3 protein-coding genes are annotated in these 7023 nt (G+C 41.2%); 1 reads left to right on the top strand and 2 read right to left on the bottom strand.

Annotated features, from left to right (window positions below; translation table 11 throughout):
* Positions 1 to 99: 99 nt before the first annotated feature.
* The gene (gene ppc / locus VB711_RS07730; protein ID WP_323285262.1) at positions 100 to 3129 is read right to left on the bottom strand and encodes a phosphoenolpyruvate carboxylase; all 3030 of its coding nucleotides are present in this window, start codon (positions 3127 to 3129) and stop codon (positions 100 to 102) included.
* 347 nt (positions 3130 to 3476) lie between these two features.
* On the bottom strand, positions 3477 to 3665 hold the full coding sequence (locus VB711_RS07725; RefSeq protein ID WP_323285261.1) for a hypothetical protein: 189 nt from the start codon (positions 3663 to 3665) through the stop codon (positions 3477 to 3479).
* 215 nt (positions 3666 to 3880) lie between these two features.
* Between VB711_RS07725 and VB711_RS07720 the strand changes: the two genes are divergently transcribed.
* Positions 3881 to 6796 carry a DUF1574 domain-containing protein gene (locus VB711_RS07720; protein WP_323285260.1) on the top strand — a complete coding sequence of 972 codons (2916 nt, stop codon included), beginning with the start codon at positions 3881 to 3883 and terminating at the stop codon, positions 6794 to 6796.
* Positions 6797 to 7023: the final 227 nt, after the last annotated feature.

Here is a 7023-nt window from a genome sequence, read left to right as displayed (position 1 = left end):
CCTAACGTGAGAATATGCCCATCTAGTAAAATTATTAGCTCTGTTTTGTCCTCATGGGCGGGCTGATATTACCCGCACCAAAAGACATTTATTCACTACTCAACCTGTATTTCTCATCCCCGCAGCAATACCATTAATCGTTAATAATGCTCCTCGCAGTAACTCCCCTTTGCTGTAACGGGAGTGGATGACTCCAGAAGTAGCCGTGTTTTTAGACTGACGTAGACGTTTGAGTAGGGACACTTGGATGAATCCCAGGGGGAGAATTGTCCCGTTGCGTAACTGCACTGAACGCTGCAATACAGGATCACCGTCTAAAAGTCGTTGGTGTCCAGTAATTTTTAAGACTAAATCCCTAGTTAGACAAAATTCATGATATATTTGGCCAAATACTTTGTCAAATCGCGGTTTGTCTTCAGGGTTAGATAATTCCTGAACATAATGACGTGCCATTTCAATGTCTACTTTCGCCAAGGTCATTTCTGCTTTGGAAATTACCATTTTAAAGAAAGGCCATTTGACATAAAAGTAACGTAGTAATTTCAGATGTTCTTCTGGTTCGGCGTTTAAAAATTCCTGTAAAGCTGTACCCATTCCGTACCAAGAAGGCAGCAAAAATCGGGTTTGTGTCCAGCTAAAAACCCAAGGAATAGCACGGAGACTGGTGAGGTCTTTTTTACCAGATGGACGACGGGCAGGACGGGAGCTAATTTGCAGTTGGCTAATTTCTTCGATGGGGGTGACTTGGTGGAAAAAGTCGATAAAATCCGGTTGTTCGTAAATTAGAGCGCGATAATGTTGGCGCGATCGCACTGATAATTCTTCCATGATCTCATTCCATGGTTCAATATCATCAAACCCAGTTCGCAATAAGCTGGCTTGAATTACTGCGGTCGTGATGGTTTCAACGTGGTATAATGCCAAATCCAGCAAAGAATACTTAGAAGCTAAAACTTCCCCTTGTTCAGTAATCTTAATTCTGCCATTAATACTGTGTCCTGGTTGAGCTAAAATCGCCTCATAAGCCGGACCCCCACCCCGTCCCACAGAACCGCCCCGTCCGTGGAAAATCCGCAGGTTTACACCATATTCTTCGGCTATTTTCTGGAGGGATTTTTGGGCTTTGTGAATTTCCCAGTTACTACTTAAAAAACCGGAGTCTTTGTTGCTGTCAGAATATCCCAACATCACCTCTTGTAAGTTGGCGATCAAAATAGATGCTGATGGCGATGAATTTGGCTCGTAGCCGCCCGCTAACAAGGCACGATAGAGGGGGAGTTGAAATAGTTCTTTCATCACGCTTCTAGAGCGTTGTAAGTCCTCTACCGTTTCAAATAGGGGAACGACGCGAATTGTACCGACAGCGATCGCTGGATCAAATAATCTGGCTTCTTTGGCTAACAGCAAAACTTCCAAAACATCGCTCACTTCCCTACACATACTGATAATGTAGGTTTGACAGATGCTAATCCCAAATTCTTGTTGTAGCGATCGCAAAACCCGGAAAGTTTGAATCACATCATTGGTTTTTTCTGAAAATGGCAATTCTGCGGGAATTAACGGCCGTCGGGTTTGCAATTCCCCAGTTAACCAAGCAACTCTCTGTTCTTCTGAGAGTTCGTGATATTTTTGCGGTAAAATCTGCAAATATTCGAGAATTTCATTAATTGCATCAGCATGACGAGAAGATTCTTGGCGGATATCTAGCTGAGTTAAGTTAAAGTCAAATATCTCAACTTGACAAATTAGATTTTCTAGTTCTCGACAACTTAAACCCGTTTCGGTCAAATTATGTTGAATCAACCGCAACTCTGCTAAAAACTCCAACCCGGAACGGTACATAGGAGAATCTTCATTTGTGGGAGTTTCTCCTTTGTATAAAGCTAGATTGCGATCGCGGGTATTTTCCAACCTTTTTAACACATAAGCCAATTTCAGCCGATAGGGTTCTTGACGATAACGCAACGCCAAAGAATCGTAAACCTCACTTAACTGCGACTGTTCCAACTCCAGAGACTCTAACAAATCTGGTAATACATCACTCCAGTGCATCGACACACTTAATAATTCAATCAACTGCTTCACGGAGTTAATATATCTCTCCAATACCATCTTCCGTTGATAGCAAGCAGTTTTCCAAGTTACCTCCGGGGTGACAGAAGGATTACCATCTCGATCTGAACCAACCCAAGAACCAAAAGAACAGAAATTTGTACTCGGTGGTTCTAACCAAGGAAATGTTTGCGCTAAAGAGTATTTGAAGCGTTTATACAGTTGGGGAATCCCATCAAATAACACTTCTTGGAAATAGTGCAGAGTATAATCAACCTCATCTAACACCGTCGGCTTAAACTGGTGTAGTTCATCTGTCCGCCACCACAGACGAATTTCTTCCGATAATCTTTCCCTTAATTCGGCTGCTTCCCAAGGATAGCCCCCAGCACGATTTTCTACTGTATCCAACTGTTGTAGAAGTTCTACCACCTGTCGCTGCTTATCGCGGATGGTATGACGGACAATTTCTGTGGGGTGGGCTGTGAAAACTAAGCGAATATCCAGTTGAGAAATCAGCCGTTGAATTTGTTGGGGTGGGACATTCAGTTTAAATAATAGGGGAAATAAAGCCGCAAAAGTCCCTTTTTCTTGGGCTTGGGTTTTATCTGTCCAACTTTGGGTTGGCCATTCTGCTGCTAGGGATTTAGTAACAGGTAGGTCGTTTTCTCCTTGGTTGGTCGAATAAATGATATTGGGGGTGTTGTCTTGATCTACCGTTTCTGGGTTGAGATGAGAATAGCGAATTAATTGTTGTTTTTGCTCATATTCCTGTTCTATGATGTTAATTAACTGGAAATACAGGGCAAAAGCACGGGCAGCACGAATGGCTTCATTGATATTCAGTTGTTCAATCAATTCCACCGCAGAGGAGGCTTGATCATTAGTAGCTTGTCCTTCTGGGGAACATAAATTCCGTAACTGTCCCAGTAAATCCACCATTTTCTGCCCGCATTCTTGCCGTAAAACCGATTCCCACAATTGTTCCACTACCTGTAAACGATGACGCAAGAATATTTCTTCGGACATGGGATAAATATTTGCTGCTGGTGATAAAGAATATACAATAGAACTCATAATTTCCGCTCGTCTCAAGATTAAGTATCTAGACAGAATTAATTAGGACTTGCTAAAAAAGTCTTTTGGTTAGGGCTAGGAGTCAGGAGTCAGGAGTCAGGAGTCAGGAGGAAGAATGTAGAAGAAGAGAGGAATGCTCTTAAATCTGGTCAAGTGATAGGTTTTTGGTAGTTTCAACGCTTATTCTTTAGACACAATTCACCTTTTTCACCTTTAAACTCTTGATATATCTCAGTTTTAGCTTTATTAAGCAAGCCCTAATTACACAGGTTGTTTTTTCCGTTGACCGTTACTTAGCTCCACTGGTTACAAAATAAATAATTTACATACAGTGATTCACTTTTCCTTTATTCATGATCTTGAGGAAAGTCCAGGATGGGGAGGCGATCGCCCCGAAATAATTCTTCACTAGCTTCACCCATTGCCTTTAGCAGTTTACCAGCATTCTTTTCGCTGATGATTACCATTAGCAAAGAGGCCGCAGCTATGGGAATCAAATATGGGAGGATAAAAGAGTTTTGGTTGACGGGTGACATAGAAAAAGAGTTGTTGATAGGGGGATAGATAAAATATACTCAAAATCAATTTTAATCAGATATTTAACCTTACAAGAATATCTTTGCCCATTTTACAAGTTCCAAAGGTAACAAAATTCTTAAAAAAAACTGCAAAATGTGCTAAATATATGTTTTTAGTTGACAACTACAGGCAAAAACCCCCAATTCCTACCTCCTGTCAAAGCTAATTACCCATGAAAACAGTATTACTTGATCCTCAGAAATCCTTAGTCCAATGGGTCAGCCAAGCCACAGGAATCAACTCTATTGGGGTGAAAGTCCGGTTGCTGGGAAATGACCTACACATCCTTTGTGAAGCTAAGGAATGCCCTAAACGGTGGCGCATTTTATCTGATTTACTCCAAGCACTACAGAAAACAGACTTGGACGGTTTCATTAATGAGGGACAACCCTCAATATACCAAGTATTGGTCTACGGTCGAAAAAAGGGAGAATACCGTCCCGAATGGTGTCACCGTGTATACTTGAATCAATTAGATCGCCATTTAGAGCAGGTACAGGAAGGACTTTTAACAGATTCATCCCCATCTAATCAACCGGGTGGGGCGTTGATTATTTCTAATGAAACTTTAGCCCGTCAAGGCAATCCTGATGCGATCGCTCGTTATCTCAGTGAAAATTTAAGTAACTTGGGTGTGGCAGTTAAAGTTAAAGTTAACTCTCAATCTACTGATGATCGTCTCTGGATTATTTGTCAATCAAGTTATAACCCTGATGCTTCGTTGTTAGCCGAACCGATAGCTCAAAAGTTGCGGGATCTCAAACTTTCTGGCTACCAAGATGCTGTGATTATCTCCCAAGTAGGTGGTGAAATTGAGCCTGACTGGTTGCTGCGGATAGATTTAACGCCTCCAGAAGTAATGTTGAAAGAATGGGCGCGTTGGGGAGATGTGGAAGCGATCGCTAAATTATTAACTGACATCTTAACCAGAATCAACGTCTGTGTTCAAGCTAATCTCAAAGAATCTACCTTACATATATTCTGCACACCATCCCCGGCCGCTGATTCTGCTGTTATCCCAGATGAAAAAACTTGCTTACAGTTTATTATCCCACAATTAGAAGCGATCGCGCCCCAAGGCATTCTTGCCACTGCCATCTACGGTCAAAAAACAGACATCAAGCAACCAGTTTGGATCAATTGGTCATCTTTGCCCGCTTCCCAGCATCCCGCCTTAGCCATACCTACCTTGACTCTGGCTGCGGAAGGTGATGAACCAGCTTTAATTTTTTTACTGGAACGTCTACTAAATTCTAACATGGATTGGCGATTGAGGACTGGTGGCATCCGGGTCTTGTTACTTCGTAAAGGTGAGTTATTACACATTATGTGTGATAGTCCCCTTTGTCCAACCAGGCAACAAGTAACCAGCAAGGTGACTGAATTTATCCGCCAACTTAACATTTCCGGGATTGTTGGTGTACGGGTGTATGGTCGTCGCGCTGGTGATAAAAAACCGATATGGCATCATGGAGTTGATTTTCGACAACGGAATTTGTTAGTGCTAGAATCGACACCAGAATTTGTGGCCACCAATGCGATCGCTCCCCCAGAAAATAGCGATCCTATTTTGCGTTATGAATTTACAACTCAAATAGTACCAAATTTACTGACAGAAATACCACCAAATTGGCTAGTTACGACGACTAATAAACTCAGAAATTTATTTTTAGAAAGTCAATTATTTACAGAAACCAATCTGTCAATTGAGCAAAATCCTGATGAACCAATATTTTGGGGTAGCATGGTCTGGATTGCTTTAGGATTGCTTTTTATCCTCCAAACTGATTGGATGTTAGGTTATGTTATCACCCAAGGTAAACCCAATTTACCAAAAATTTCTCATTCATCAAACTCAGAGCAGAAACAGCCACAAACGACATTTTTAAACCAGACTGAAAAATCACCATCTTCTTTAATTAAAAACTCTGCTTTTAACGGTTCTGATTTTACCAAAGGCACTTTACCCGCAGCACCACTCCAGGGAAAAGCCACCGCAACTGCTATACTTTTGGCAGCGCGATCGCCCATGCCTACCTTTAATTCTCGTCAGTTAGATGAACAATTGGCATTGTATAAACAACGTTTAGCAATATCAGGCAAACCACCAGATGTATTAATTATTGGTTCTTCTCGCGCTTTGAGAGGTGTTGATCCAGTGGCACTTTCTAAAGCTTTGGCAACCAAAGGATATCCGAAAATAAGCGTATTTAATTTTGGTATCAATGGTGCGACAGCCCAAGTGGTAGACTTTGTGATTCGTCAAGTTCTTGAAGTAGAGGAACTGCCAAAAATTATCCTCTGGGCAGATGGTTCTAGGGCTTTTAATGAAGGCAGAGAAGATATAACTTTTAACGCGATCGCTGCATCCCCAGGCTACAAACAAGCATTGCAAAAAGTCAAGGCCGCCCCAACTACTCCTAAATTAGACACACAAAAACAACAACCAGAAAAACCAAATATTATTAATATCTATGAATCTACAAATGAATGGTTAAATCAGGGTTTAGCCAATTTATCTGTCACCTATCAACACCGTGATCAGATCAAAAATTTATTCCGTAAGCAGCTTAATAGTCTACCATTGAGCGCTCGTCATCAACACACCATACCCAAAACTACCCAAACCAACGATCCCGAAACCGATAATTCTCCCATAGCAGTCGATTTTGACGGGTTTCTCCCCCTATCCATTCGTTTCGATCCCGCCACATACTATCAAAATCACCCCAAAGTCTCAGGAAGTTATGACAACGATTATAAATCTTTCCAACTAACCGGAAAGCAAGATCAAGCCTTCCAATCTGTGCTAGAGTTTACAGAAAGCAAAAATATAGATTTAGTCTTTGTTAACACTCCCCTTACCCAAACCTATCTAGATCCAATCAGGAGGAAATACGAACAAGAATTTCAACAGTATATGTTAAAGTCATCCACCAATACCAACTTAATATATCGAGATCTAAGTGAAATTTGGCTCACATCAAATTACTACTTTTCCGATCCCAGTCACCTCAATCGTTACGGTGCTTATGAAGTATCTAAAAAACTAGCAGTAGATCCCATGATTCCTTGGGGTATCAAATAAGAGGCATTGCATGAGATACATCATAGCCCCATGGTAAACCCATCTTATTTTTAGAATGCTTACAGGACAAAGGTTTCAAACATTGTTTATTTTTGAAAAAGTTAATTTTTAACCGTTTTGAGTATAGTTAGTAAAAACTCTGGAGAACCTAATTTCCTGGTTTTGATCTGGGTACTTAGGGCTTGGTGATAGCGTAGCGTGCAGTTAGGCATATAAAGCTAAAACTG

It is taken from the genome of Cronbergia sp. UHCC 0137 (assembly GCF_034932285.1).
In the GTDB taxonomy this organism is placed as follows: Bacteria; Cyanobacteriota; Cyanobacteriia; order Cyanobacteriales; family Nostocaceae; genus Cronbergia.
Note: the sequence above shows the minus strand (reverse complement) of the source record. Positions and strands in the feature narration are given on the sequence as shown.

Bases quoted from the DNA above. Each gene is read 5' to 3' on its own strand.
- ppc (WP_323285262.1), bottom strand. From the start codon at position 3,129: ATGAGTTCTATTGTATATTCTTTATCACCAGCAGCAAATATTTATCCC.
- VB711_RS07725 (WP_323285261.1), bottom strand. From the start codon at position 3,665: ATGTCACCCGTCAACCAAAACTCTTTTATCCTCCCATATTTGATTCCC.
- VB711_RS07720 (WP_323285260.1), top strand. From the start codon at position 3,881: ATGAAAACAGTATTACTTGATCCTCAGAAATCCTTAGTCCAATGGGTC.